The 25196-nt window shown below is 65.9% G+C and carries 20 protein-coding genes and 3 tRNA genes; 15 read left to right on the top strand and 8 right to left on the bottom strand.

The window, feature by feature from the left end; translation table 11 throughout:
• Window positions 1–12: 12 nt before the first annotated feature.
• The 3 genes from rsgA to QTI51_RS03220 are packed head-to-tail and all read right to left on the bottom strand — an operon-like array spanning window position 13 to window position 2632.
• On the bottom strand, window positions 13–966 hold the full coding sequence (gene rsgA, locus QTI51_RS03210) for a ribosome small subunit-dependent GTPase A (protein ID WP_116908184.1): 954 nt from the start codon (window positions 964–966) through the stop codon (window positions 13–15).
• A 12-nt stretch (window positions 967–978) separates the two neighbouring features.
• Window positions 979–1335 carry a 4a-hydroxytetrahydrobiopterin dehydratase gene (locus QTI51_RS03215; protein ID WP_116908183.1) on the bottom strand — a complete coding sequence of 119 codons (357 nt, stop codon included), beginning with the start codon at window positions 1333–1335 and terminating at the stop codon, window positions 979–981.
• Window positions 1336–1369: 34 nt separating this feature from the next.
• The gene (locus tag QTI51_RS03220; RefSeq protein WP_116908182.1) at window positions 1370–2632 is read right to left on the bottom strand and encodes a M48 family metallopeptidase; all 1263 of its coding nucleotides are present in this window, start codon (window positions 2630–2632) and stop codon (window positions 1370–1372) included.
• A gap of 65 nt (window positions 2633–2697) precedes the next feature.
• Here QTI51_RS03220 and orn point away from each other — a divergent pair, with 65 nt between their 5' ends.
• The 6 genes from orn to QTI51_RS03250 all read left to right on the top strand — a co-directional run bounded on the left by orn (window position 2698) and on the right by QTI51_RS03250 (window position 11050).
• A complete protein-coding gene (gene orn, locus QTI51_RS03225) occupies window positions 2698–3294 on the top strand; it encodes an oligoribonuclease (protein WP_116908181.1) in 597 nt (198 codons plus the stop codon).
• A 262-nt stretch (window positions 3295–3556) separates the two neighbouring features.
• A complete protein-coding gene (locus QTI51_RS03230; protein ID WP_116908180.1) occupies window positions 3557–5485 on the top strand; it encodes a DEAD/DEAH box helicase in 1929 nt (642 codons plus the stop codon).
• 435 nt (window positions 5486–5920) lie between these two features.
• Complete coding sequence (locus QTI51_RS03235; protein ID WP_116908179.1) at window positions 5921–6463, top strand: fimbrial protein; 543 nt, start codon at window positions 5921–5923, stop codon at window positions 6461–6463.
• Window positions 6464–6522: 59 nt separating this feature from the next.
• Window positions 6523–7284, top strand: coding sequence for a fimbrial biogenesis chaperone (locus QTI51_RS03240; RefSeq protein ID WP_116908556.1), 762 nt, complete (start codon window positions 6523–6525; stop codon window positions 7282–7284).
• Window positions 7285–7297: 13 nt separating this feature from the next.
• Complete coding sequence (locus QTI51_RS03245) at window positions 7298–9925, top strand: fimbria/pilus outer membrane usher protein (RefSeq protein ID WP_286512879.1); 2628 nt, start codon at window positions 7298–7300, stop codon at window positions 9923–9925.
• A 6-nt stretch (window positions 9926–9931) separates the two neighbouring features.
• Complete coding sequence (locus tag QTI51_RS03250; protein ID WP_116908178.1) at window positions 9932–11050, top strand: fimbrial protein; 1119 nt, start codon at window positions 9932–9934, stop codon at window positions 11048–11050.
• Here QTI51_RS03250 and QTI51_RS03255 read toward each other — a convergent pair.
• Window positions 11041–11454 (bottom strand): hypothetical protein, encoded by a 414-nt coding sequence (locus tag QTI51_RS03255; RefSeq protein WP_116908177.1) that lies wholly within the window; start codon window positions 11452–11454, stop codon window positions 11041–11043. The genes QTI51_RS03250 and QTI51_RS03255 overlap by 10 nt on opposite strands.
• A gap of 616 nt (window positions 11455–12070) precedes the next feature.
• Here QTI51_RS03255 and QTI51_RS03260 point away from each other — a divergent pair.
• The 3 genes from QTI51_RS03260 to QTI51_RS03270 all read left to right on the top strand — a co-directional run bounded on the left by QTI51_RS03260 (window position 12071) and on the right by QTI51_RS03270 (window position 13029).
• Window positions 12071–12147, top strand: a tRNA-Arg gene (locus tag QTI51_RS03260).
• Between the two features lie 39 nt (window positions 12148–12186).
• Window positions 12187–12393, top strand: coding sequence for a short-chain dehydrogenase (locus QTI51_RS03265; RefSeq protein WP_116908176.1), 207 nt, complete (start codon window positions 12187–12189; stop codon window positions 12391–12393).
• A gap of 72 nt (window positions 12394–12465) precedes the next feature.
• Window positions 12466–13029, top strand: coding sequence for an HNH endonuclease (locus QTI51_RS03270; RefSeq protein ID WP_116908175.1), 564 nt, complete (start codon window positions 12466–12468; stop codon window positions 13027–13029).
• Window positions 13030–13120: 91 nt separating this feature from the next.
• Here the strand turns inward: QTI51_RS03270 and QTI51_RS03275 are convergent, their stop codons facing one another.
• Window positions 13121–13297 carry a hypothetical protein gene (locus tag QTI51_RS03275; protein WP_165840286.1) on the bottom strand — a complete coding sequence of 59 codons (177 nt, stop codon included), beginning with the start codon at window positions 13295–13297 and terminating at the stop codon, window positions 13121–13123.
• A gap of 129 nt (window positions 13298–13426) precedes the next feature.
• On the opposite strand from QTI51_RS03275, the gene QTI51_RS03280 reads away from it, so the two are divergent.
• Entirely contained in the window at window positions 13427–13843 is a 417-nt protein-coding gene (locus QTI51_RS03280; RefSeq protein ID WP_116908174.1) for a hypothetical protein, read from the top strand.
• Window positions 13844–13898: 55 nt separating this feature from the next.
• On the opposite strand, the gene QTI51_RS03285 is transcribed toward QTI51_RS03280, so the two are convergent.
• Window positions 13899–13974: transfer RNA gene (locus QTI51_RS03285), tRNA-Lys, on the bottom strand.
• A 138-nt stretch (window positions 13975–14112) separates the two neighbouring features.
• Here QTI51_RS03285 and QTI51_RS03290 point away from each other — a divergent pair.
• Window positions 14113–14820, top strand: coding sequence for an SDR family NAD(P)-dependent oxidoreductase (locus QTI51_RS03290; RefSeq protein WP_116908173.1), 708 nt, complete (start codon window positions 14113–14115; stop codon window positions 14818–14820).
• 51 nt (window positions 14821–14871) lie between these two features.
• Here the strand turns inward: QTI51_RS03290 and QTI51_RS03295 are convergent.
• A tRNA-Ala gene (locus QTI51_RS03295) sits at window positions 14872–14947 on the bottom strand.
• A gap of 89 nt (window positions 14948–15036) precedes the next feature.
• Between QTI51_RS03295 and QTI51_RS03300 the strand changes: the two genes are divergently transcribed.
• The gene (locus tag QTI51_RS03300) at window positions 15037–15903 is read left to right on the top strand and encodes an alpha/beta hydrolase (protein WP_116908554.1); all 867 of its coding nucleotides are present in this window, start codon (window positions 15037–15039) and stop codon (window positions 15901–15903) included.
• 34 nt (window positions 15904–15937) lie between these two features.
• Here QTI51_RS03300 and QTI51_RS03305 read toward each other — a convergent pair whose 3' ends face one another.
• A complete protein-coding gene (locus tag QTI51_RS03305) occupies window positions 15938–16915 on the bottom strand; it encodes a GMP reductase (RefSeq protein ID WP_116908172.1) in 978 nt (325 codons plus the stop codon).
• 293 nt (window positions 16916–17208) lie between these two features.
• On the opposite strand from QTI51_RS03305, the gene QTI51_RS03310 reads away from it, so the two are divergent.
• The 3 genes from QTI51_RS03310 (at window position 17209) to QTI51_RS03320 (ending at window position 25174) form a co-directional block, all read left to right on the top strand.
• Window positions 17209–19635 carry a UvrD-helicase domain-containing protein gene (locus QTI51_RS03310; protein ID WP_116908171.1) on the top strand — a complete coding sequence of 809 codons (2427 nt, stop codon included), beginning with the start codon at window positions 17209–17211 and terminating at the stop codon, window positions 19633–19635.
• A 107-nt stretch (window positions 19636–19742) separates the two neighbouring features.
• Window positions 19743–23645, top strand: a complete 3903-nt coding sequence (locus QTI51_RS03315) for a DUF2339 domain-containing protein (protein WP_116908170.1) — start codon at window positions 19743–19745, stop codon at window positions 23643–23645.
• Window positions 23642–25174 carry a DUF3999 domain-containing protein gene (locus tag QTI51_RS03320; RefSeq protein ID WP_286512871.1) on the top strand — a complete coding sequence of 511 codons (1533 nt, stop codon included), beginning with the start codon at window positions 23642–23644 and terminating at the stop codon, window positions 25172–25174. The genes QTI51_RS03315 and QTI51_RS03320 overlap by 4 nt, the downstream gene beginning before the upstream one ends.
• Window positions 25175–25196 lie beyond the last annotated feature (22 nt).

A 25196-nucleotide genomic window follows, 5' to 3' on the forward strand; every position in this document is an offset into this window, starting at 1 on the left:
GATCGCGGCTGCTCAGTACCGCTTCTGGCTCAGTTCGGCGAAGAGTTCGCCGTAGATCCTGTAGCGGCTCGCGCTGATGGCGCCGGGCTTGCCCGCCGTCTCCACGTTCGCGATCACGCCACAGCCGGGTTCGTGCAGGTGGGTGCAGTTGTAGAACTTGCAGTCGCCCATGTGCTCGGCAATGTCGGGCATCAGGCCGGCGAGTTGCGTGGGCTCGATGTGGTTGAGCCCGAATTCCTGGAAGCCCGGCGAGTCGATCAGCCCGGTGCTGCGGGCTTCGTCGATCCAGTACCAGGTGGTGCTGGTGGTGGTGTGCTTGCCCGAGTTCAGCGCCTGAGAAATCTCCTGCGTCAGCACGGTGGCGCCCGGCACCAGCAGGTTGGTCAGCGTGCTCTTGCCCGAGCCCGAGGGGCCCAGCACCAGCGTGGACTTGCCTGCCAGCAGCTTCATCAGCGAGGCGTAGTCGGCTTCGCCCGACGCCTTCAGCGACAGCGGCAGCACGCCGTGGTGCATGCGCCGGTAGGGCGCCAGCTTGGTCCAGGCGCGCTCGAAGGGCTCGACCAGGTCGCTCTTGTTGAGCGCGATGATCGGCGTGATGCGTTCGGCCTGCGCCGCTATCAAGGCGCGCGCGAGTTGGTGCTCTGAAAACTCCGGCTCCGCCGCGATCAGGATCAGCACATGGTCGAGGTTGGCCGCGAACGACTTGGTGCGGATCTCGTCCTGCCGATAGAACAGGTTGCGCCGCGGCAGCACTTGTTCGATGGTGCCTTCGTCCTCGGTGGCTTGCCAGAGCACGCGGTCGCCGACCACGGCTTGGCTTTTCTTGCCGCGCGGGTGGCAGATCAGCCGCTCGCCCGTGGGTGTCTCGACCAGGCAGTGGCGCCCGTGGCTGGCGACGACGAGGCCGTCGTTCAGCGCCTTCGCGGCAGGGGCCGCGGGCGTGGCGCGGCGGGCCGGCTTAGCCAAAAGCGAGTTCCGTCATGCGGCGGGACCCGGGCTGGCGACCAGCGCATCGGCCTGGCGCGCGCAGTCGAAGTCGGTGACCGACAGGCCACCCACATCGTGCGTGTTGAAGCGCACCACGCAGCGGTTGTAGTGCACCGACAGGTCGGGGTGGTGGTCTTGCGTGTGCGCGACGAAAGCCAGCGCGTTCACGAAGGCGATGGTCTCGAAGTAATTGGCGAAGCTGAAGGTCTTCTCGATGGCGACGTCCGCGCCGTCGCCGGTGAGCTTCCAGCCGTCGAGTCGCGCGAGGCCGGCCACGATCTCGGTGGCGCTCAGGGCTTTGCGGGCAGGAAGGTTTTTCCAGTCTTTGGGCTTGAACATGCTGCTCATGAAAGGCTTCGCGAAGAAATTGAAAGTGAACGGGTCACGCCGCCGCCGTCATGCGCGCGAGGCGTTCGGAAGCGGGCGGATGGGAGTAGTAGAAGCTGACGAACAGCGGGTCTGGCGTGAGCGTCGAGGCGTTGTCCTGGTAGAGCTTGAGCAGGGCGGCCGACAGGTCGGCGCCGCTCGTTTGGGCGATGGCGTAGGCATCGGCCTCGAACTCGTGCTTGCGCGACAGCCGTGCGGGCAGAGGCGCGACGAAGAAGCCGAACACCGGCACGGCGAGCATGAAAAGCAACAGGGCGAGGGCGCTGTTGGGCGCGCTCATGTTGGGCTGTACGCCCAGGCCTGTGTAGAACCAGACTTGTGTGGACACCCAGCCCAGCAGGGCGAAGCCGGCCAGGCTCAACGCGAACATGGCAATAAGCCGCTTCACGATGTGACGATGCTTGAAATGGCCGAGCTCGTGCGCGAGAACCGCTTCTACCTCGCGGGCATTCAGCTGGCGCAGCAACGTGTCATAGAACACCACGCGCTTGCTGGCGCCGAAACCGGTGAAGTAGGCATTGGCGTGCGCGCTGCGCGTGCTGCCGTCCATCACGAACAGGCCCTTGGCAGCGAAGCCGCAGCGCTTCATCAACGCCGTGACGCGTGCCTTGAGCGTGGGATCGTCCAGCGGCTTGAACTTGTTGAACAGCGGGGCGATGAAGGTCGGGTAGATCAGCATCAGCAGCAGGTTGAAACCCATCCACGCGCCCCATGCCCAAAGCCACCACAGCTGGCCGGCGGCGCCCATGAGCCAGAGGATCAGCGCGGCGATCGGCAGGCCGATGATGGCGCCCAGCGCAGTCGACTTGAGGGTGTCGGCCAGCCAGAGCTTCCAGGTCATCTTGTTGAAGCCGAAGCGCTCCTCGAGCCTGAAGGTCTGCCAGAGTGTGAACGGCAACTCGAGCAGCCCGCCGATCAGCGCGAAGGCGCCCAGGAGCACCAGCTGCTGCACCATGCCGCCGCCCAGCCATGTCAAAAGCAGCTTGTTGAGCACGTCGAGCCCGCCGAGCAGCGTCCAGGCCAGCAGCAGTGCCGCGCTCCAGGCCAGCTCGATCAGGCCGAAGCGTGCCTTCGCGATGGTGTAGTCGGCAGCTTTCTGGTGCGCTGTGAGGGTGATGGTCTGGGCGAATGCGGCCGGAACCGCGCCCCGGTGTTGCGCCACATGACGCACCTGGCGCGACGCCAGCCAGAACTTCACGAGCAGGCCCGCAACCAGCGCGATTGCGAAAGCAATGGTGAAAATGAGGGAATAGGACATAGATATGGACCGGCGAGTTTAGTCCCCGGCATCTGGGGCCGCAGGCCTTCGACGACAATCCTGCGATGCCCGAATCCCTAGACCCGACATCCCCGGCCGCCGTGCCCACCCTGAAGAGAAGCGACCAGAACCTGGTCTGGCTGGACTGCGAAATGAGCGGCCTGGACCCTGAAAAGGAGTTCTTGCTCGAAATCGCCGTGGTGGTCACCGGCCCCGACCTGACGCCGCGCATCGACGGCCCCGTGCTCGTCATTCACCAGAGCGACGCCGTGCTCGACGCCATGGACGCCTGGAACAAGGGCACGCATGGCCGCAGCGGCCTGATCGACAAGGTAAAGGCCTCCACGCTCGACGAAGCCGCCGCCGAGAAGCTGTTGCTCGAATTCATCGCCAAGTACATCCCGCGCAGCGGCTCGCCCATGTGCGGCAACACCATCGGGCAGGACCGGCGCTTCCTGGTCAAGTTCATGCCCAAGCTGGAGGCGTACTTTCATTACCGCAACCTCGACGTCAGCACCCTCAAGGAGCTGGCGAAGCGCTGGAAGCCCACGGCCTACAACAGTTTCAAGAAGCAGCAGGCACACACCGCGCTGGCCGACGTGCACGAATCCATCGAAGAGCTGGCGCACTACCGCGATACCTTCCTGCGCCTGACCGACTGAGCAGGGGCGGTATAAGAAGGATTAGGTAAAAACCCGAATCCGTGCCATAATCGCAGGCTTCGCTGATCAGGTAGGTGTTCCAAGCCCGGTCAGCGTCTCTTGCATCTCCCTATCTTGCACACCGCGCCCGATCGCATTCGCTGATCAAAAAGGGCCGCAACCTCAGGCGTCAGCCCGAAGTTGAATGTCGTTGGATGGTTGATGTTTTTAACCACCAACGGGGCGCCGCCTACGGCAGCGCTCGCGTTTGAGATTGATATTCATGACCGACGCTTTTGAAGCGCAGGGCGAGTTCGCGCCTGTGCAATCCGCTACCCATAACGAATTCACCGCTGCTGTGGACACCGTGTCCGAAGCACCCATCCTCGAGGCGCTCGATGCAGCCGCCCCTGAAGTGGCCGCGGTGGAAGAACCCAGCCTGCCCAACGGCTTCATCCGTCTCGGCCTCGCTCCCGAACTGATCGCCGCCGTGGCCGACCTGGGTTTCACCCAGCCGACCACCGTGCAAGACAAGGTGATTCCGCTCGCCATGGGCGGTGAAGCCGGCCAGGACGGCAAGGCCCGCTTTGTCGACCTGATGGTGTCCAGCCAGACCGGTTCGGGCAAGACCGCGGCCTTCCTGCTGCCCGTGCTGCACACACTCCTGAAGCGCCAGGCCGAAGCCGAAGCCGAAGCCAAGGCCGAATTCCAGCGCCTGGCCGCCGAAGCCGCCGCCCGCGGCGAAGCCGTGCCGAAGAAGCCGAAGCGCAAGGACCCGACCAACGCCCGCCACTTCAAGGCCGCCACCCCCGGCGCCCTGATCCTGTGCCCGACGCGTGAACTCGCGCAACAAGTGGCGCACGACGCCATCGAACTGGTTCGCCATTGCCGCGGCCTGCGCGTCGCCAATGTGGTGGGCGGCATGCCCTACCAGCTGCAGATCGCCAAGCTGCAGAACGCCGACCTCGTGGTTGCCACGCCCGGCCGCCTGCTCGACCTGCAACGCTCGTCGCAGCTCAAGCTCGACCAGGTCAAGTTCCTGGTGGTCGACGAAGCCGACCGCATGCTCGACCTCGGTTTCTCCGACGACCTGGCCGAAGTCAACCAGCTCACCATCGAGCGCCAGCAGACCATGATGTTCAGCGCCACGTTCGCGCCGCGCATCCAGCAGCTGGCCCAGCGCGTCATGCGCGAGCCGCAACGCATCACGATCGACAGCCCGCAAGAAAAGCACGCCAACATCAAGCAGTCGCTGTACTGGGCCGACAACAGCCAGCACAAGCGCAAGCTGCTCGACCACTGGCTGCGTGACACCACCATCAACCAGGCCATCGTGTTCGCGAGCACGCAGGTCGAGTGCGACGGCCTCGCCGCCGACCTGCAGCAAGACGGTTTCAGCGCCGTGGCACTGCACGGTGCCCTGAGCCAGGGCCTGCGCAATCGTCGCCTGATGGCGCTGCGCCAAGGCCAGGTGCAGATCCTGGTGGCCACCGACGTTGCCGCCCGCGGTATCGACGTTCCCACCATCACGCACGTCTTCAACTTCGGCCTGCCGATGAAGGCCGAGGACTACACCCACCGCATCGGCCGCACCGGCCGTGCTGGCCGCGATGGCCTGGCCATCACGTTCGCCGAGTTCCGCGATCGCCGCAAGATCATGGACATCGAGCAATACAGCCGCCAGCAGTTCAAGGCGGAAGTGGTGCCCGGCATGGAACCGCAACAGCGCATGCCGCAATCGCGTCCGCCGCAAGGTGAATACCGCGGCGGCCGCGGCGACAACCAGTCGCGTGACCGCAAGTTCGGCGGCGGTGGTGGTCATCGCGGCGGCAACGCCGGTGGTTTCGGTGGCGGCAACAGCAACTACGCTGGCGCCAGCGGCTTCAACGACCGCGGCTCGCGTCCCCCGGCACCGCGTGGCGGTGGCTTCGGCGGCCAGGGTGGTGGCGGTCACAACGCTGGTTTCGGCGGTGGCCGTGACGAAGGCGGTGGTGGCTACGGTCGCAAGCCGGGTTGGGGCGACAACGCACCGCGCGGCGGCAACGGCGGCGGCCGCGGCGACTTCGCTCCCCGCGAAGGTTTCGCACCGCGTGAAGGTTTTGCACCCCGTGAGGGCTTCGCTCCCCGCGGCAATGGCGCAGGCCACGGCGGTCCGGGCAAGGTCTTCGTGCCCCGCGACGCGCAAAAGCGCTCGTTCAAGCCCAGCCGCTGATCCTTTGCGGGCGGCTTGACAGCCGCTTCGCCCCGAAAAGCCCACGTTCCTTGCGAACGTGGGCTTTTCTCATTGGGGCTCCAGATTCGAGATTGACCCGCTCAGAGTTTTCTTAGACAGGCCTGTTCAGCGTCCAAATTCCCGCAGCATTTCAGCCCGTCACGCCGCAGCGTGACGGGCTGCTCTTTTTTGGTTGACCTGCTTTTCTTGGGCTCTGGCAGACCGCTGTCGACTCGAACGAGGTGCGCGCGCCCGTGCGCAACACCGCGCTATTGCGGCTTTTTCCACAGACTCCTAGACCAGTTTTATTTATAGGACCAGTCTTATGGGCCGGCGAGAGGGCCTTCTCTAAATTGCGGTCTGCGTTATCGCGCAGACGCTTACCTGAAAAGAGAACGTCAATAAACAGCAACCATCTCCCCGGAGTTTTCTTCAATGATTTCCAAGTCCCGCATTTTTTCCATCCTGATCGCTGCCACCGCCGCCCAATCCGCATTCGCCGCAGACGGCACGATCAACTTCGCTGGTGAAGTCAAAGACCAGACCTGCACCGTGACCGTCAACGGCCAGGTGAGCCCCGCCGTCTCGACGGTCACGCTGCCGACGGTTTCCAGCGCACTCCTGGACACCGCCGGCAAGACGACCGGCCAGACCGGCTTCAAGATCGGGTTGAGCGCTTGCTCCGGTCCTGCGACCACCGCCTCGGCGTTCTTCGAGTCCGGCGCAACCGTCGACGCGATCACCAACAACCTGCGCAACACGACCGGCACCGCCAGGTTGGTTCAGCTTCAGCTCGTGGATGGCGCGAACGGCAATGTCATCAAGGCTGGCGACACCTCGCAAGTCACGGCAACCACCGCCACGGCCATCACCGCCAATTCGGCCACGCTGCCGTACGCGGTTCAGTACTTCGCTACCGGCAAGGCCACGGCAGGCACCGTCCTCAGCTCGGTGACCTACTCCATCAACTACAAGTAAAGCGGCCGACTGGGCGCACGTTCCCTGGGATGTGCGCCCATGCCACCGTGGAGTTCGTCATGTCTCTCAAGTCTTTCGTCCAGCGCCTGGCGCTGGCCGCCTCCGTCTTGCTGGTTGGCTCGCAAGCGGTGGCTGGCGTGGTGATCACCGGCACTCGCGTGATCTACCCCGCCGCTCAAAAAGAAGTCACCGTGAAGCTGAACAACAACGGGTCGCTGCCCGCGCTGGTTCAAGCATGGATCGATACGGGTGACATGACCTCCAGTCCCAGCAGTTCGAGCGCACCGTTCATTCTTTCGCCGCCGGTCTTTCGCATCGATCCTTCCAAGGGCCAAAGCCTGCGCATGATCTTCACGGGCGCCCCGTTGCAGCAGGCCAAAGAGGCCGTGTTCTGGCTCAACGTCCTGGAAATTCCGCCTGCCCCGGAAGCGCAGCCGGACGCCAATGTCCTGCAAATGGCATTTCGCTCGCGCATCAAGATTTTTTTCCGTCCCGTAGGTCTTTCCGGCAATCCAATCGAAGCCATGGAGCAAATTCAATGGAAAGTCGTCCGTGCTGCAAATGGGCCGGGCTATGCATTGCAGGCATTCAACCCCTCGGCATTCCACGTCTCGCTGGCCGATCTGAATGTGGTCGCGAATTCGCAGCACATCGCAAGTGAAGACGGCATGGTGGGCCCCGGCGAGACCGAGACCTTCGACCTGAAAGAGCCTAGCGCCGTTCCGCCGGCGGGCGCCACGGTCGAGTTCAACGCCATCAACGACTACGGCGCCCTGGTTCCCGTCAAGCAGCCGCTCAGGCCCTTTGGGTCCGGGCAGTAGTCCTCGTCGACCCATGAGCAATTCGTCATTTTGCGGGCGCGCGCCTTTGCAGCGCCGCGTCCTCGTCAGCGAGCCGGTGGCGTTCCGAGCAATGCGCGGCCTGGCCTTCTGTTCGGTTGCGCTGACCGCATCGGCGGCGAACGCCGAGAACGTTCAGTTCAACAGCGCTTTCTTGCCGGAGGACTCCCGGCATCTCGACCTGAGCGCTTACCAGAGCGGCAACCCGGTGTTGCCCGGCAGATACCGCGCCGACGTGATGCTGAACGGCCAGTTGACCACGCGGCAAGACGTTCGCATCGATGCGAACAGCGACGGCAGCAACCCTGTGGTGTGTGTCACCCGGGAATTGCTCGAGTTGCTGGGCGTCGATGTCGGCCGCTTGTCGACCCTGCCGAAAGGCGAGCAGGCAGGCCGATGCCCATCGCTGGGAACGTTGATCGAAAGCGCCTCCGCGACCTTCACGCCGGAGAGCCAACTCCTTGAAATCAGCATTCCGCAAGCAGCGATGCGGCACAACGCCCGCGGCCATGTCAGCCCCGAGCTCTGGAACCGTGGCGTGACGGCAGGAATGCTCAGCTACAACTTGAACACGAGCCACAACACCACCCGCAGTGGCAATTTTTCTTCTGCGTACCTCGGCTTGGACGGTGGCTTCAACCTAGGAGGCTGGCGCCTTCGCCACAGCGGCGCGATGAGCTGGCAGCCCCGGGCCGGCAGCCAATATCACGCGCTCAACACCTATGTGCAGCGTGACGTGACTTCGCTGAAGAGCCAGCTCACCTTGGGCCAGGCCAATACGAGCGGCGAAATCTTCGACACCTTGGCCTACAACGGCGTGCAGTTGGCCAGCGACGACCGCATGCTGCCCGACTCGATGCGTGGCTATGCGCCGGTCATTCGGGGCATCGCCCGGACCAACGCGCGCGTGACCATCCGGCAGTCGGGCAATGTGCTGCTCGAAACCACGGTGGCGCCGGGCGCGTTCGTCATCAACGACCTGTACCCGACCGGCTACGGTGGACACCTCAACGTGACCGTCTCGGAAGCGGACGGCTCTCAGCAGATCTTCGTGGTTCCGTACGCCTCGGTCAGCCAGTTGCTGCGCCCGGGCACCATGCGCTTCAGTCTCACCGGCGGGCGGACCCGCAGCAACTTTGTCGACAAGCAGTCGAGCCTGCTGCAGGGCACCTTTCAATACGGGCTGAACAACAACTTCACCGCGTACGGCGGCGTCCAGGCGAGCGACGCCTACAGATCATTTCTTGCGGGACTTGCATTCGGCACGCCGATCGGCGCAGTGGCGCTCGACCTGACGCATGCCCAGACTGACCTGTTGACGGGTCCGTCCAAGGGCCAGAGCATGCGCGTTTCTTACAGTAAGAACATTCTTAGTACGGGCAGCAATTTCGCGCTCGCGGCCTACCGGTACTCAACCAAGGGCTTCCTGGATTTCAGCAATGCCATGCAGCAGCTGGATGCAGCCAAGCGGGGCTACGACGTGAACCAACTCTCGCGTCCGCGCAGCCGCCTCTCTCTTTCCGTCGACCAGAGCCTCGGCACGTGGGGCCAGATTGCGATCAGCGGCTACACGCAGGACTACTGGAACAGGTCGGGCACCGACGTGCAGTACCAGGCCAGCTACAGCAAGCAGGTCGGCCGCCTGAGCTTCGGCATCAGCGCCAATCGCAGTCGCAGCGGACATGGAGACATGATGAATCGCGTGCTGCTCACCATGAGCATTCCGCTGGGTGCGCTTGGTGAAGGACCGCAACTGACCGCGCAAGCCGGCCGCGACCCCTACGGAAAAACCAACCAGCAAGCAACGCTCAGCGGAACCGCCGGTGAAGACCGCCAGTACGGCTACGGCGCGACCTTCGGGCGCGACAGCGCGGGCAAGCTGTCGACGGCACTCAACGGGCAGTACACGGGCCCCAGTGCGATGCTGACTGGCTCGCTGGGGCGCGGGGATGGCTATCGCAGCGCATCGTTCGGCATGAGCGGCACGGTGGTCGCCCATCCGGGCGGTGTGACCCTGACGCCTTACCGCGGTGAGACCATCGCCGTTATCAAGGCGCAGGGCGCGCAAGGCGCGAAGGTCGTCGGCTACCCGGGGCTGAGGCTCGACGCCAGCGGTCACGCGGTCGTGCCTTACCTGCGGCCTTACGAGCTGAACGAAGTGGCCATCGACCCTGTCGGCACGTCCATGAATGTGGAGCTTGGGGAAACCAGCCAGCAAGTGGCGCCGCGTGCCGGCGCTGTGGTGTACCTCAAGTACGGCACCCGCAGCGGGCGCGCGCTGTTGCTCAACGTGCGCCTGGACGATGGCAGCCCGCTGCCGTTCGGTGCGAATGTGGTGGGCGAAGACGGCAGTTCCGTCGGTGTGGCGGGACAGGGCGGTCAGTTGTATGTGCGGGTCAAGGAAGACACGCGCCAGTTGGTTGTGAGCTGGGGGAACCAGGCGCGACAACGCTGTACCTTGGCGCTTCCGGCGCTGGCCGAACAAGCCGAACACAGCGCCCAAAACAACCACAACGACCAAAGCGCCCGGAGCGGCCAGAGCGGCCTTCTGAAACTGGACAGCGTGTGCTCCGCCAGCCAGCGCTTTGCGAACGCCACGGCCGTCACTCCTGACAAGAAGTAGGGAACCATGAAGATCTGGACCGCGATACGAACCGTGCTGCTGCTGTGCGGAATCTGGGGCATGGCCGGCGCGGCCATGGCGACAAGTTGCATCTTCAACGATGGCAGCCGACCGTCGAGCGGCTACATGCCGCTGCAGGTCGCCAATATCACAGTGGGCCGTGATGTGCCCGTGGGAACGGTGGTGTACCGGCAGCAATACAGGTCTGCCAAGCCCATCAATGTTCTTTGTGAGTCAGGCCCCTTCACAGTCAAGATCAACTATTTCTATACGAGCGCTCCCAGGCCCTTGAGCAGCTGGTCAACGGGGCCCTATGCGGGCAAGGTCTATCTGACCGATGTCGCCGGCATCGGCGTGGTCTACCAAAACAACCAAGGCGTGGCACCTGTCACGACGGGCCCGTTTCCGTTCTGCACAACCACTCCGAACTGCACGGTCTACTTCGACAACGTCTCCAACTTCGAACTGCTGTTGATCAAGATCGGTGACGTTTCCCCAGGCACCATTCAGGGCTCGAACCTGCCGACCGTCGAAAACTCCATGAACATCGGCAACACGTCGGTGCGCGGTTTCTGGATGAGTGTCAGCGGAACGATCAATATCGTTGCCCAAACGTGCACCACCCCGGACCAGACGGTTGCCATGGGGTCGCAGAGGGTGAGCGACTTCAAAGGCGTGAACACGTCGACACCCTGGAAGAACTTTGTCGTGTCCCTGAGGAACTGCCCTGCGTTCTGGGGTTCGTTCGTCAATGCCGGGCCTTCCTGGATAGCGGACAGCGGCGACAACCCATCAGGCACGACCAAGGATGGTGCGAAGGTCAGCAATTCGCTGGCGGTGCGCATCGATCCGGTAAGGCGGGCGGTGGACTTGACCAACGGCATCCTGAGCATCGACCCTGCCGGGGCGGGCAAGCTCGCCGCCGCGACGGGAGTGGGCATACAGATCGGCAGCAGGGCAGGTGAACCCGTGCAGCTGTCGAGTGAGCGCGCCACTGGTCTTGGTTTGCTGCCCACCTCTGCCAGCTACGACATTCCTTTCAGTGCCAGGTACATCCAGACCGCGGCGAAGGTGACGCCTGGGCCGGCCAACGCGTCCGCCACTTTCACCATCATCTACAACTGAACTGTATGGGGTGAGGGCGCGGCTTCGGCGTCCGCCGCGTCCATGGCGCGCTTCTTCAGCCAGCCGCCAAGTTCTTTCTTGCCCTTTGCATTGGCCGTGCGCCAAGCTTCGCGCGCTGCCGCGATGAAGCGCTCTTCCGCTGCGTCGGGGACTTCGGAGGCGCGCTCCTGTTCATCGAGCCAGCCTGGCACCACGCTGCAGTGCTTTTCGATCTGCCTCGCCAGGTTGTCGCCGATGGGGCGGGAGTTCTTGATCTGGCTCCACATGCTCGGGGATATTTCGATCTTCCTGGCAAATGCCTGGTCGAGGCCTTTGGCAGGAAGGCCAGCGGCAACGGCCTCTTCGAGAAAGCGACGATGCAACGCGAGGGCATTGCGACGACGCGCGACGGTGGTATTGGGCACTGTTCAAAAACAACAACAAGACGACAAAGATTGTCCCGGTTGTTGACGGTCGCGTAAACACTATTTACAGTCGTCTTCAGTCGCGGTCCAGCCGCAAACCTTTCCAGCCCTTACAGCCGACATCGGCAATTCTTTATTCAGGAACCATCGTGAACACCGCATTGAACCTCACCAGCATTCGACCCGCCTCGGGCCGATCGCTCGTGCACGTCCAAGCATGTGGTGGTTTCGACAGCATGCCGTCGGTCCGAACGAACAAGCACCAGAGCCACGTGTATTCCGCGAACCCCGCAGCCAGTCTGCGCATTGGAAAACTCGAGGATCAGGTGCTACCGGGTGGAGGTTGCGCATAGGCGCAAGCCTTCCAAGCTCTCTCATGCAGAGGCCCGGACACCGAAAGGTTCCGGGCCTTTTTGTTTTTTGCTTTGCACTCGTGCCTTGTTTGCCATTTCGGGTGTGCCTTCACCACACCGCCAGGGCCCACCGCGTAGACGGTCTGGCGGGATGTGCAGGAACTGATCACTCCTGTGCAGCGACGTCTTGCGGGGCAGCGCCCAGCGCGCTGCCCGTCGCGTGAGGACACAACCGAAATGGAAGAGGGCACTGCTTTTTTAGACCCGCGTTAGCTCAATGGATCAGAGCACTTGCCTACGAAGCAAGGGGTTGCACGTTCGAGTCGTGCACGTGGGGCCACGTTTTACTGTTTGCTGTCACACACAAAGGAGAGTCACCATGCGCAAGCGCAACAACCCGGTCCGGATGATCACCGTGCGCCCGGCACTGCCACGCAGGCGCCTGGTGGTCGCCCTGGCCCAATGCTTCGGCATCGTTGCCGATGCGCGGCGCGCAGCGGAAGCCGCGCCGAATTTCCCTGGCGGCGAACCGCCATTCGACGGTGTAGACCTCGATCAACGCGTGCGTGCGTCGGGCGAGTGGTAGCTCGATTCGTTCGTTAACTCCGCTCTATTCACTTTTCATTTCCAAGACCATCGCCACGAAAGGAGGCGAGACATGCAACCACACGTCCTGCAACTCGACATTCAGGGCACGCCGCAGGCCTGGATCTCGCTGGAGCAGGCGGTGTTGCACTACGCCACCGGCTCCGTGGCCTGGGAAGACGGCGACCTGCCGCTGGCCACGCTGCGCGGCGGTTTCAACGTGGCGCGCGGTGTGCAGTCGCGCATCGACGTGGCGCCCATCATCGCGTTGAGCGGTGCATCGAAGATCAACCTCTTCGACGTGGTTCCGAGCGTCACCAAGGCCAAGTTGCTGCGGCGCGATCGCCACACCTGCGCGTACTGCGCGGAGGTGTTCCATGACCGCGATCTGCAATGTGAACACGTAGTGCCCGAGTCACGTGGCGGACCTTGGGCCTGGACCAACCTCGTGAGCGCGTGCGCTGTCTGCAACAACCGCAAGGCCGCGCGCACGCCGGAAGAGGCGGACATGCCGCTGGTCTACCTGCCGTACGTGCCGAGTCGCTTCGAGAACTTCTTGCTCGAAGGCCGCAACATCCGTGCGGACGTGCACGAGTGGCTGTCGAGGCGCCTGCCCAAGGGCTCGCGGCTTCAATGAGGGCGTGGCTTTGATGTCGGCCTGCGCCCATGAAAAAAGCCCGCTGTCTTTCGGACGGCGGGCTTTCTCGTCGGTGAGAGATGCCGGGTTGTCAGCGTCCCACGCCGAAGAAGCGGTAGGCGATGACGCCTGCGGCAGCAATGCCGCCGACGACGACAAGGAGCACCCTGGTTGCACGGCCGCCGCCTCGCTTCGAGCGGGGCCAGTGGTCGGGCCCGATCAGGTCGATGGGTACCGTGGGTTTGCCTATGTCGGACGCCTTTTGCATGGGAGGAAATATAGCTCACGCGTGTATGCATATCGCCAGGCCCGTTGACTCCGTGGTCTTTGAACATCAGCGCTCTGCGCCGGGCGCGGTTGAGCCAAAGTCCGCACCAGAACTGTGAAAGATTTCCATATGAACAAGCAAGACATCCTCGAGAGTTTGATTCGCGCCCTCGATAGCTGGGTTCGCAACGCGTCCGCCGCGCAGCTTTGGCAAGTGCATGAGTCGGGCGGCCTTGGTGCGCTCATCGATGTGGATGAAGAGGTCGTGAGGGTGCGCATTGCGCTCGATGGTCCGCGTGATTCGTTGTCGACCTTGGGCAAGACCGATGGGCGCTTGCCGGTGACCGAAGCGTTTCTCGGGGCGAGCGCTGCCGCATGGGGCACGCCGCCTGCACAGGGAAGCGCGGAGCGGGCGCAGTGGTTCATGTCCAACGCGTTGGCGCAAGCGCACGCAAGGCAATATCTGATGGCGGAAGTGAAAGAGCGTCAGGATCTGCTGGCGCGGTGTGTCGACGACTGGATCGCGCGGTCGGTCGAAGCACAATGAAAAAAGCCCGCTACCGGTAAGGTAGCGGGCTTTTCAGCGTTTCCGCAATGTTGGTTGGTGGGCCCTGAGTGACTCGAACACTCGACCTACGGATTAAGAGTCCGCTGCTCTACCAACTGAGCTAAGAGCCCTTGCTTAGAAAGCGTTTAGTGCTATCTGGCAAGACCACGAGTATATCCCAGTTTTTGAGCTTGTCCAAAAAATTTGTAGTCGGACCGTTAGGATTCGTCATCAACGCAGGGCACCGCCCTTCAACCAGGAGAATTTCGATGAGCGACGCAAGCACCACGCCCCATGTCTTGATCACCGGCGCCGCAGGCGCATTGGGCCGCGCCGTAGCCCAGCACTTTCTCGACCAAGGCGCGCGCCTTGCGTTGGTCGATCACCATGCAGGCCGGCTCGCCGAAGTCTTTCCCGGTCTCGACAACTCGCAGCACTTGTTGATGGCCGGCGACGTGACGTCGGCATCGGAGATGGCAGGCCTCGCGCAGCAGGCGCTCAAGTCTTTCGGCCGCATCGATGCGCTCGTCCACATCGCGGGTGGCTTCGAGATGGGCGAGGCCACGCATGCGCTCACGCGCGAGAGCTGGGACCGCATGATGAACCTGAATGCGTGGTCGTTCGTGGCGGTAACGCAAGCGGTGCTGCCCGCGATGATCGAACGGGGCGCGGGCAGCGTCATCGCCGTCACGGCGAAGGTGGCGGCGCGCGGCATGCCGGCCATGGCGGCGTACATCGCGTCGAAGAGCGCGCTGCAGCGCCTGGTCGAAGCCATGGCGGCCGAAGCGGCGCCGCATGGTGTGAACGTGAACAGCGTGGCGCCCAGCGTGCTCGACACGCCTGCCAATAGGCAGGCGATGCCCGATGCCAATCCGGCCGAGTGGGTCTCGACCTCGGTCGCGGCGCAGACCATCGGCTTTCTCGCGTCGCCGGCAGCCGCCGCGCTGCACGGCCAGCACCTCACGCTGGACAGCTGAGCCCCCAGAAAAAAAGGCCCTGGCAGAAGCCAAGGCCTTTTTCGTATCGGTTGGTGGAGAGGATGAGGATCGAACTCACGACCTCCGCATTGCGAACGCGGCGCTCTCCCAGCTGAGCTACCCCCCCAACGCAGGGCGGATTCTACTCAGAACTCCTGTTTTGGCGCATGCCGGCGTGCCAAGATGCGCGGCTCGCGAAACACGGAGAAAAATCGCATGGCTTCGTTCGATCCCGCCTGGCTGGAAGGCATGTACAACAACCTCGCCCGGGTAAAAGACCACCCCGCGTACTTCGCGCGCTGGGCGAGCGAGTCAGCCGCCGCGCGCGACGTGCTGGACGCCCGCATCGACCTTCCCTACGGCGATGGCATCAACGAAACCCTCGACGTGTTCCTGGCGCCGGTGCCCGACGCGCCGGTGCTGGTCTTCATCCACGGCGGCTACTGGCGCGCGATGGACAAGAAAGACCATTCCTTCATCGCACCCACCTTCAATGACCGCGGCATCTGCGTGGTGCAGCCCAACTACGCGCTGTGCCCGGGCACGCCCGACACGCCGGTGACGGTGCCCGGCATCATGTTGCAGATGGTGCGCGCGCTCGCGTGGACCTGGCGCCACATTGCCGAGTACGGTGGCGATCCGTCGCGCATCACCGTGGCGGGCCATTCAGCCGGCGGCCACATGGCGGCGGCGTTGCTGGCCTGCGACTGGAAAGCGGTCGCGCCCGACCTGCCCGCGCAGCTCGTGCGCAACGCGCTTTCCGTCTCGGGCCTCTACGACCTGCGCCCGCTGCAACGCACGCCTTTCCTGGAGCGCACGCTGAACCTGAGCGACGCCGATGCCCTGCGAGCGAGCCCGGCGTTGTGGCCGGCGCCCCAACGCGGCCAGCTCTATGCGGCCGCCGGTGGCGAGGAGAGCGAGGAATTCATTCGCCACAACGCCCTGATCCGCGACGCCTGGGGCCGCAACACCGTGCCGGTGTGCGAGGTGCTGCCGGGGCTCGACCACTTCGGCGTGGTCGAAGCACTCGCCGATCCGGCGCACGCGCTGCACCGCCACGCGGTGCAACTGCTCGAAGCCTGACGACGAGCGCCCGGCGAACCCGCGCCGGGCGGGCTTACATCAACAGGTGTTCGCCCGCGTTGTCACCGCCCAGGGTCACGTAGTTGACCTTGCGGATGTCCATCAGCGCGCGGCCACCGGCATAGCTGATGGAGCTCTGCACGTCCTGCTCCATCTCGACCAGCGTGTCCGCCAGCTTGCCCTTCACGGGTTCGAGAATGCGCTTGCCCTCGACGTGCTTGTACTCGCCCTTGTTGAAGTCGCTGGCCGAGCCGTAGTACTCCTTGAAGAGCGCGCCGTCGACTTCCACCGTCTTGCCTGGTGACTCTTCATGGCCCGCGAACAGCGAGCCGATCATGACCATCGACGCGCCGAAGCGCACGCTCTTGGCAATGTCGCCGTGGTCGCGAATGCCGCCGTCGGCAATGATCGGCTTGGTCGCCACGCGCGCGCACCACTTGAGCGCCGACAGCTGCCAGCCGCCGGTGCCGAACCCGGTCTTGAGCTTGGTGATGCAGACCTTGCCCGGGCCGATGCCGACCTTGGTTGCGTCCGCGCCCCAGTTCTCCAGGTCGATCACCGCTTCGGGCGTGCCGACGTTGCCGGCAATCACGAAGGTCTTCGGCAGCTTCTGCTTGAGGTAGCCGATCATGTTCTTCACGCTGTCGGCATGGCCGTGCGCGATGTCGATGGTCACGTACTCGGGCACCAGGCCTTCGGCCACCAGCGTGTCGACGGTGTCGTAGTCGGCCTTCTTCACGCCCAGCGAGATCGACGCGAACACGCCCTTGCCCTGCATGTCCTTCACGAACTGCACGTTGTCGAGGTCGAAGCGGTGCATCACGTAGAAGTAGCCGTTCTGCGCGAGCCACAGGCAGATCGACTCGTCGACCACCGTCTTCATGTTGGCCGGCACCACCGGCAGGCGAAAGCTGCGCTCGCCCAGCGTAACGCTGGTGTCGCACTCGGAGCGGCTCTCCACGCGGCACTTGCGCGGGAGCAAAAGGATGTTGTCGTAGTCGAAAATTTGCATGACCAGGCTCCAGTAAATATGGCCCCCCGGCTTGCCACTGCGTGTGCTTCGCCCCCCCGAGGGGGGAGGCTCGAGCCGCCTTGGGGCGGCCCGGCGGCGGCCGGGATCGTTGAAAGAAACGAATGAGCGCTTGGTCCGGCCGGTTTCCGCGGTGCGCCTTGCAAAAAAAGACGCCCACAAAAAACCGGGCGCAAGAAACTTGGGCCCGGTGATTGAGTCTACGCGGTCTCGCGACGGCGGGTCTTCCGATTCTTCATATAACCCGCATACGCAGTGGTTTCTACAATCGCAGGATGTTGTTTAACGATCCCGCGGCTGACGCCCCCCTCCCGAATCCTTCGGACATGCCGCTGCTGCACAACCTGAACGCGGAGCAACTCGCCGCGGTCACGCTGCCCGAAGGCAACGCGCTCATCCTCGCAGGCGCGGGCTCCGGCAAGACCCGCGTGCTCACCACGCGCATCGCATGGCTGCTGCAGACGGGGCAGGTCTCCGCCGGCGGCCTGCTGGCCGTGACCTTCACCAACAAGGCCGCCAAGGAAATGATGACGCGGCTGACGGCCATCCTGCCCGTCAACGTGCGCGGCATGTGGATCGGCACCTTCCACGGTCTGTGCAACCGCCTGCTGCGCGCCCACTGGAAGCTGGCCAACCTGCCGTCGACCTTCCAGATCCTCGACACGCAAGACCAGCTCTCGGCCATCAAGCGCCTGATGAAGCAGTTCAACGTCGACGACGAGCGCTTTCCCGCCAAGCAGACCCAGTGGTTCATCGCCGGCGCCAAGGAAGACGGCCTGCGCCCCGACGCCGTGGAAACGCGCAACGAGGACGACCGCAAGAAGGTCGAGCTCTACCGCCTGTACGAAGAGCAGTGCCAGCGCGAAGGCGTGGTCGATTTCGGCGAGCTCATGCTGCGCAGCTACGAGCTGCTGCGCGACAACGACCCGGTGCGCGAGCACTACCAGCGGCGCTTTCGCCACATCCTGATCGACGAGTTCCAGGACACCAACCGCCTGCAGTACGCGTGGATCAAGATGCTCGCCGGCAACACCGTCGCGGGCCATTTCACGCCGGGCAACAACAGCGTGATCGCCGTGGGCGACGACGACCAGAGCATCTACGCCTTTCGCGGTGCGCGCGTGGGCAACATGACCGACTTCGTGCGCGAGTTCGACGTGCGCCACCAGATCAAGCTGGAGCAGAACTACCGCAGCTACAGCAACATCCTCGACTCCGCCAACGAACTCATCAGCCACAACAAGAAGCGCCTGGGCAAGAACCTGCGCACCGACCAGGGCCCCGGCGAACCCGTGCGCGTGTACGAGTCGCCGACCGACCTGGCCGAGGCGCAGTGGATGGTCGAGGAAATGCGCCAGCTCGCGCGCGACGGCTTCGACCGCAAGGAAATGGCCGTGCTCTACCGCAGCAATGCGCAGAGCCGGGTGATTGAAACCGCGCTTTTCAACGCCTCGGTGCCGTACCGCGTGTACGGCGGCTTGCGCTTCTTCGAGCGCGCCGAAATCAAGCACGCGCTGGCCTACCTGCGCCTGCTGGAGAACAAGGACGACGACACCAGCTTCCTGCGCGTCGTCAACTTTCCGCCGCGCGGCATCGGCGCGCGCACCCTCGAAACCCTGCAGGACGCCGCGCGCGCGGCCAACCGCTCGCTGCACGACGCGGTGAGCGCGGTCGGCGGCAAGGCCGGCGCCAACCTGACGGGCTTCGTCGCCAAGATCGACGTGCTGCGCGAGCAGACGCAGGGCGTGAGCCTGCGCGAGATCATCGAGCTGGTGCTCGACCACAGCGGCCTCGTGGAGCACTACAAGGCCGACCGCGAAGGCGCCGACCGCATCGAGAATCTGGAAGAACTGGTGAACGCGGCCGAAAGCTTCGTCACGCAGGAGGGCTTCGGGCGCGACGCCGTGGCGCTGCCGGTCGACGAACTACGCCAGTCGCCCGCGAGCCAGGGCATCGACCTGACCCGCCCGGTGATCGACGAGCCGCTCGCGCCCGATGCCGAAACCGGCGAAACGCTGAGCCCGCTGGCCGCCTTCCTGACGCACGCCGCGCTCGAGTCGGGCGACAACCAGGCGCAGGCCGGCCAGGACGCTGTGCAGCTCATGACGGTGCACGCCGCCAAGGGCCTGGAGTTCGACTGCGTGTTCATCACCGGCATGGAAGAGGGCCTGTTCCCGCACGAGAACTCGATGAGCGACTTCGAGAGCCTCGAGGAAGAGCGCCGCCTGATGTACGTGGCCATCACGCGCGCCCGCAAGCGCCTGTACCTGAGCCACTCGCAGACACGCATGCTGCACGGCCAGACCCGCTACAACGTGAAGAGCCGCTTCTTCGAAGAGCTGCCCGAAGGCGCGCTGAAGTGGCTCACGCCCAAGAACCAGGGCTTCACGCCCTCGGCCTTCGGCTACGGCGGCGGCTACGGCAGCACGCGCGGCGGGGCAGGGGGCTACGGCGGCGGCAACGCCTACAGCGGTGGCAGCAGCCGCGACAAGGACACCTTCGCCAGCCCGCCGGTGCCGCCGCAGAAGACCGCGCCTTCGCACGGCCTGCGCTCGGGCATGCAGGTGTTCCACAACAAGTTCGGCGAAGGCACGGTCACCGCGCTGGAAGGCTCGGGCGACGACGCACGCGCGCAGGTCAAGTTCGCGCGGCATGGCGTGAAGTGGCTGGCGCTGTCGGTGGCCAAGCTCACGCCGATCTGAGGTTGCTACTAAAGCTATAGCTAACAATGCAGGCAGGGCGCGTGCAAAGGGCGCTTTTGACCTGAACCGCCGTACACTCCGCACTCGCCAAACAAGGGGAGTCAGGGATGTGGTTCATTGGCATCATTGCCGGCCTGTTCATCGGTGCGCTGTTCGAGTCGGTGCCCGTGGCGCTGGTGCTTGCGGTGGTCGGCGCGTTCGCGTTGCCGAAGCTGTTCGGCAAGAAGAAAAAGTCCGAGCCGCATCGCACCGAGGCTGAGCGCGCGACCGGCTCGCTCGACGCCAACACCCAGGCCATCGCCGCCACGCCGGCCCCGCAGGGCGGCATGCTGAAGCTGCAGCAGCGCGTGTCGGAGCTCGAGCAGCGGGTTGCCTCGCTCGAACGCCGACTGGCGCAGGGCGCGCAGGCCGAGGCCGCCGAAGTCGAGCCTTCCGCGATCCCCGAACTGATTCCCGGCGAACTGGCCACGTCGATGGCCGGCAAGCCATTGACCGACGCCCCCTCGCTCCCCGTCGCGACCCTCGAAGGCCGTGCCGAAGAAATTGCCCAGGCCCGCCTGTCGCGCATGCAGTCGACGGTGGCCGCGGCACAGGAGCCGGCTGCCGCTCAACCAACGACGGCTCCGCAGCCTCAACCTGTCGCCGTCGCAGCCACGCCGCCAGTTGCCATACCCGCAGCCACCCCGACGCCCACGCCCGCGGCCGCGGCCGTACCCGCACCGGTTCGTCGCCCGCCTGCGCCACCTCCGCCGCCGCCAGTGCCGCTGCGCGACCGCCTGCCCGCGCCCCTCGCCAACCTGATCTTCGGCGGCAACACGCTGGTCAAGCTCGGCGTGCTCATCCTGTTCCTCGGGCTGGCCTTTCTGCTGCGCTACACGGCCGAACGCGTCACCGTGCCGATCGAGCTGCGCTACGCGGCGGTGGCGCTGGTGGGCGCGGGCCTGCTGGTGCTGGGCTGGCTGCTGCGCCACAAGCGCGCGGGCTATGCGCTGATTCTTCAGGGCGCCGGCATCGGCGTGTTCTACCTGACGACGCTGGCCGCCATGAAGCTCAGCGGCCTGCTGCCGGCGAGCATCGGCTTCGCCTTCCTGTTCGGCGTGGCCGTGCTGAGCGCGGCGCTGGCCGTGCTGCAGAACGCGCCGCTGCTGGCCATCGTGGCCGCGCTCGAAGGCTTCGCGGCGCCGGTGCTCGCATCGACCGGTTCCAACCAGCCGGTGGGCCTCTTCACCTACCTGCTGGTGCTGGATGTGGGCATCGTGCTCATCGCCTGGTTCAAGGCGTGGCGCGTGCTGAACCTGATCGGCTTCGTCGGCACCTTCACGCTGGCCGCGGGCTGGGCGCACAAGTACTACACCGACGACCAGTACGCGACGGTGCAGCCGTTTCTGGTGGTGTTCTTCCTGCTGTTCACCGTCATCGGACTGCTGTTCGCGCGCCGCACGCTGTTCGACGCGCCGGTGCAGCCCGCGCAGCCGCTGGCCAGCCGCGCGCTGGACACGCTGCGCCGCGCCGGCCGGGTCGACAGCTCGCTGGTGTTCGGCACCCCGATGGTCGCGTTCGGCATGCAGGTGCTGCTGATGCGTCCGTGGGAATACGGTGCCGCGTTCTCGGCGATGGCGCTGTCGGCCTTCTACCTGGTGCTCGGGCGGCTGGTGTTCGCCACGCAGCCCAAGGGGCTGGCGCTGCTGGCGGAGGCCTATGCCATCGTCGGCGTGATCTTCGGCACGCTGGCCATTCCGCTGGGCCTCGAAGGGCAGTGGACCGGCGCGGCCTGGGCCGTCGAGGCGGCGGGCATGTACTGGCTGGGCGCGCGGCAGGGCCGCGTCTATGCGCGGGCCTTCGCGTTCGTGGTGTTCGCCGGCGCGGTGGTCAAGCTGCTCGAAGCCACGGGGCTCGACGCGGCGCCGGGCCATCCGCTGCTCGAAGGCTCTTTCATCGGCCCCGTGCTGGTGGCCGTGAGCGCCTTCGCGATGTGGGCCATCCATCGCCGCGCCAAGCTTGACGAGGGCAGGGGCGTGGAGGCCCTGGCCGGCATCGCCTTGCCCTGGCTGGCCATGGCCGCGCTCACGCTGCTGCCGTGGCAGTGGCTGGTGCCGCCCTGGGCCGCCGCGGCCACCGCGGTGCTGGCGTCGCTCACCTTCGCCGTGGCGATCCGCTTCTCCCTGCTGCCGTTGACGCATGTGAGCTTCGGCATGCAGGCGCTATCGGTGGCGGGCTTCGTCGCCACGCTGCACGGCACCGGCGAGGTGGTCGACGGCCAGGTGCTGCAAAGCGGCTGGCAGGGCGCGGCCGTGGCCTGCGTGATTGCGCTGAGCGTGCTCGGCAGCGCCGCCTGGTCGATGCTGCAGGCGCACCGCGCGGCGCTGGCGCGCGGCGTGCAGCCGGTGTGGTCGCTGGGCAATGTGGTCGGCGTGATCGCGGGCGTGAGCCTGCTGCACCTGGCGATGCTGTTCCAGCTGAGCCTCGCGCAGGCCGCGCTGCTGTGGCCGCTCACGGCGACCGTGGTGCTGTGGGTCGGGCTGCGCATGGCGCACTTTCCGCTGGCGGCGCTGGCCGGTGTGCTGCAGGTGATCGCCGCCGTGGCCTTCGGCATTTCCGCCGCCGATGGCGCTGGCGGTGGGAACGTCGTGCGGCCGGCTTTCGCCCACCTCGGCTTCTGGACGCCGGTGGTGCTCGGCCTGGCCGCCCTGCTGGCGGGCGACTGGCTGCGCGACGAGGCCCGTGCGGCTTTTTCCGGTGCGAGCGTGCCGGCGGGCAGCGCGCGCAAGCGCTGGGCCAACGCCTGGTGCGCCGTGCCCCCGGTGCTGTGGGCGCCGATGGTCTGGGGGCTCGGCTGGTGGCTGTTCGGCACGCTCGACGAAACCGTTCGCGTGCTGAACCGCCATGGTCTGGCAAGCCACATTCCCGCGGGCGCGATGGCCGTGGTGCTGGTCACCTCGGTGCTGGCCGCCGTGGTGGCGCACCGGCGCGACTGGGCGCAGCTCGGCAAGGCGACGCTCGCCACGCTGCCGGCTTTCGGACTGATCGCCGCCTATGGCATCGCGGGCGGCGCCACGCTGTTCTATGTGCCGTCGAGCGCGCTCGGCTGGCTCGCGTGGCCGCTGGCGCTGGCGTGGCACCTGCGGCTGCTGCACGCGCAGAAGCGGTGGTTCGGCGCCGCGGCGCTGACGCCGTTCCACGTCGCCGGTTTCTGGCTGTTCCTGGTGCTGGCCGCGCGCGAATGCCAATGGCAGCTGGGCCGCGTGGGTGCAGAGTGGTCGAGCTGGCAGTTGCTGGGCTGGGCGATCGTGCCGGCGCTGGTGCTGTGGGCCTTGCGCTCGCGCGCGCTGCTGCGGCGCTGGCCGCTCACCGAGTTCCGCAGCGCCTACCTGGAGTTCGCCGCCACGCCGGTGGCGGTCTATGTGCTCGCCTGGGTGTGGGTGACCAACGCGGTGAGCCCCGGCGATGCGTCGCCGCTGCCCTATGTGCCGTTGCTGAACCCGCTCGAGCTGGCGCAATGGCTGGTGCTGTTCGCGCTGGTGCTCTGGTGGCGCGCGCTGCCGGCCGGCTCGTTCGCGCGCGTGGAACCGATGGTCGCCAAGGGCGCCGCCGGCCTCACCGGGCTGGCGCTGCTGACCGGCATGGTGCTGCGCACCTGCCATCACTACGCAGGCGTCGAGTGGCGCTTCGACGCGCTGTACGCCTCGTGGCTCACGCAGGCGGCGCTGTCGATCACCTGGGCGGTGTGCGGCGTCGTCGCCATGGTGCTCGGCCATTCGCGCGGGGTGCGCACGCTGTGGGTTGCCGGCGCGGCGCTGCTGGGCGTGGTGGTGCTGAAGCTGTTCTTCGTCGAGCTGGCGGACCGGGGCGGGCTGTTCCGCATCGTGTCGTTCATCGGGGTGGGGGCCTTGCTGCTGCTGGTGGGCTACTTCGCGCCCGTGCCGCCGAAGAAGGAGGGCGAAAAGAAAGACGACAAAGAGATGCCCGAAGTGCCGGAGCCGAAGGCGCCGGCGGAAGGCGGTGCGGCATGAACACGCAGGCGATGTGGACCCTTCGCGCAGGCGTCGCGCTGGTGGCCGTGGCCAGCGGACTCGCGAGCGCACAACCCGCGGCGACCGCCCTGACCGCGCTGACCGCGCCGATCACGCTGCAGGGCGCCGGCCCCTACCACCGGCTCACGCTGCCGCTGGCCCTCTACGGCCGCGCTGCGTACACCGACTTGCGCGACCTGCGCGTGCACAACGCCGCCGGGCATGCCGTGCCCTACGCCTGGCTGCGCAACGAGGCCGCCGCGCCGCGCACGGCCTCGCGCGACGTGCCGATCTTTGCCTTGCCCGGCAGCAGCGCCGCATCGGGCGACGCCGCGCTCGCGTTCTCGCTGCGCGCCGACGGCTCGCTGGTGCTCGAAACAAAAAATGCCGCGGCCAGGACCGACGACGCGGCGCAGTGGCTCATCGACGTGAGCCAGGTCAAGGGCAGCCTGTTGCAGGCCCGCTTCGACATCGCGCCCGATGCGCGCGGCCTGTTTGCCTTTCGCCTGGAAGCCAGCGACGACCTGCGCCAGTGGCGCCCCGTGGGCGGCGAAGAGCAATTAGTGCGGCTGGCCCATGGCGGCCAGACCATCGAGCGGCTCGCGGTCGACCTGAACAACCTGCGCACGCGCTTCCTGCGCCTGCGCTGGAGCGACCCGAAGCAGGGCGCCACGCTCACCGCCGTGGGCATCGACAGCGTGCAAGAGGTGGAGCCCGTGGCGCCGCTCGAATGGTCCGCCGCGCTCCGGCCCGAACGCTGTGTTACCGACTATTGCGACTATGTGCTGCCGCGCGGCTTGCCGGTGCAGAGCCTGCGCATCGACCTGGCCGACATCAACACGCTGGCGCAGGTGGGCGTCTCGGGCCTGTCCGACTCCGTGGCGGCGCCTGCAGCGGCGCAGCAGTCGGTGCCGCGCAACCCGCTGTACGCCCTGCGCCACCAGCAGCGCAGGCCGGTGGTGCGCAACGCGGGGCCGGACGAGGCGCCGCTGGTCGATGCCGTGGCGTACCGGCTGGCGCAGGCCGGCGGCGAGGCGCGCTCGCCGCTGCTGGCGCTCGACGGGGCGGTGTACGCGCGGTTGCGACTGCGCACCGCGGGGCCGATCAGTGTTCTGGGCGCGACGCCGCCGAGCATCGCCGTGGGCGCGGTGCCGCGCACGCTGGTGTTCCTGGCGCAGGGCGCGGCGCCTTTCTCGCTGGCGTGGAGTGCCACGCCGCAGGCGAATGCCGCAAGTCCCGTGGAAGGCAGCGTACCGGGGGCGCCACTGGCGCTGTCCACGCTGATTCCGGGCTATGCCGCGGACAAGCCGGTGGTGGCGGACGGTGCGTCGGTGGCGTTGCCCGTGGCTGCAGTCAATGCGGCCGCTGCTGCCGTTGCCGCCGCGGTGCAGGCGCCGGTTCCCACCCAGGTGGCCTCGCGCAAGTGGTGGCTGTGGGGGGCTTTGGGCGTCGGCCTGCTGCTGCTGGCCGGAATGGCGTGGTCGCTGTTCGCGAGCCTGCGCAAGGACGGGGCACCGCCGGCGGGCTGAGGCAAAGCCCGATCCTGGCGGC

The organism is Variovorax sp. J22G73 (assembly GCF_030317035.1).
In the GTDB taxonomy this organism is placed as follows: Bacteria; Pseudomonadota; Gammaproteobacteria; order Burkholderiales; family Burkholderiaceae_C; genus Variovorax.